Below are 2,100 nucleotides of genomic sequence, written 5' to 3'. Positions count from 1 at the left end.
CAAGCCCGGCGGCTCTGTTTAATGTGGGCTGTCAGGCGCGTCCAGTCCCTCACGGGACTGGACATCGCTCGCAGGCAATCCTGGGTACGAGTGGTGTGCGCCGGGAGACCGGCAAGGAGTAGGCGGTGCAAGTCCGCTGCAATGAAGGAATAGCGATCCACATTGGCCCCGAGTCATGCGCGGCACACCGCGAGGTGTGGCGTGAAGCGTTGACAGGGGTACGCACAGGCCAGCCATTGAGCCACGAAAGGTACTTATCCCGGGTGTCGACGCTGTACCACTGGCGGAAGACAACACGGGCGGGGGCGCCAACGCGAGCCCCCGCGCGACCCGGCGCGGTCGCAGAACCTGGCATGTGCGCACGCTCCTTGTACGGGAACCGGGAGATCTCGGGTCTGACCAGCCGCGGTAACGGGCTGGCCCGCATCGGGAAGGCGAGGAGCCGTAGCCGATGATGCACGGGCCCGAGAAGTCAGACTCGGCCATAGTAGCGATGAAGCCTGCGAACAACGCTGCCCCGGCAGCTGCGGAGTGGGTGGAGCCAAGGGCCGGGACCAAGGGGAACGCGGAACAGTCGCGCACGCAACGGACACAGCGCCGAGCAAGCGTGTCACCGGGACTGGACCGCGTACGGCACGCTGCACGGCAGCGGAAGAAGGAGAAGTTCACCGCGCTGCTGCACCATGTCACGGTCGATCTGCTGAGGGATGCGTTCCTGGCGCTCAAGCGCCGTGCCGCGCCTGGGGTGGACGGCGTGACGTGGCAGGACTACGAGGCGAACCTGGAGGGCAACCTGCAGGAGCTGCATGCTCGGGTCCATCGCGGCACGTATCGGGCGCTACCGGTCCGGCGACGGTTCATACCGAAGCCCGGCACCGATAAGCAGCGCCCGCTCGGCATCGCTGCACTGGAGGACAAGGTCGTCCAGCGTGCGGTCGTCGTGGTGCTCAATGCGATCTACGAGGAAGACTTCCTCGGCTTCTCGTACGGGTTCCGGCCCGGGCGGGGACAGCATGACGCATTGGATGCACTGTCGGTGGCCATCGGCGGGACCCGGGTGAACTGGATTCTCGACGCGGACATTCGAAGCTTCTTCGACGGATTGAGCCAACCTTGGCTCGTCCGCTTCCTGGAGCATCGGGTCGGCGACGAGCGCATCCTCCGTCTTGTCCGCAAGTGGCTCAAGGCGGGAGTCCTGGAAGAAGGGGAATGGAGCGTCAGTGAGGCGGGGACTCCGCAAGGGGCGGTGGCATCACCGCTGCTTGCCAACGTCTACCTGCACTACGTCTTCGATCTCTGGGCCCAGCAATGGCGGCGGCGCGAGGCCAACGGCAACGTGATCTTCGTCCGCTACGCGGACGACATCGTGGCCGGCTTCGAGCACGAGACCGATGCAAGGCGATTCTGGGACGCGATGCGAGCGAGGTTCGAGCAGTTCGGGCTCGAACTTCACGGGGAAAAGACCCGCTTGCTGGAGTTCGGCCGCAACGCGGCCGGGCAACGCCGTCGGCGCGGTCTGGGCAAACCGGAGACCTTCACCTTCCTGGGATTCACGTTCATCTGCGGCACGTCGCGGCGCGGAGCCTTCCTGCTCCAGCGCAAGACGCGGCGTGACCGCATGCGGGCGAAGCTGCGGGAGGTCAAAGAGGATCTACGTCGCCACATGCATGAGCCGATCCCAGAACAGGGACACCGGCTGAAGGCGGTGGTGGCCGGCTACTTTGCGTATCACGCGGTGCCCACCAACATGCGAGCCCTCAATGCCTTCCGCTACCACGTTACGAACCTCTGGTTCCGCACGCTCCGGCGTCGCAGCCAGAAACATCGGCTGACGTGGGACCGGATGCCGAGGCTCGCAGCCGACTGGCTCCCGCGCCCCCGCATCCTCCATCCGTGGCCCCAGCAGCGCTTCGCCGTCAACCACCCAAGGTAGGAGCCGTATGCCCGAATTGGGCACGTACGGATCGGTGCGGGGGGCGTTCAGCAATGGGCGTCCCTACCGCGATCGGCAGCGGGTCAACTTAGAGATCGCGGTCCAAGGCCATCAATAAATTGATCGACCTCTACCCGCGCTGGCCCGCACACCCCAGTGTCTTCCAT

At 65.5% G+C, this 2,100-nt stretch carries 1 protein-coding gene; it reads left to right on the top strand.

Features of this window, described 5'->3' with window-relative positions; translation table 11 throughout:
* Positions 1–451: 451 nt before the first annotated feature.
* Complete coding sequence (gene ltrA, locus EV671_RS26450) at positions 452–1,933, top strand: group II intron reverse transcriptase/maturase (RefSeq protein WP_132576883.1); 1,482 nt, start codon at positions 452–454, stop codon at positions 1,931–1,933.
* Positions 1,934–2,100: the final 167 nt, after the last annotated feature.

It is taken from the genome of Roseateles saccharophilus (genome assembly GCF_004342485.1).
Taxonomy (GTDB): domain Bacteria; phylum Pseudomonadota; class Gammaproteobacteria; order Burkholderiales; family Burkholderiaceae_C; genus Pelomonas; species Pelomonas saccharophila.
The sequence above is the reverse complement of the archived record's forward strand: the minus strand, read 5'-3'. Positions and strand labels throughout refer to the sequence as shown.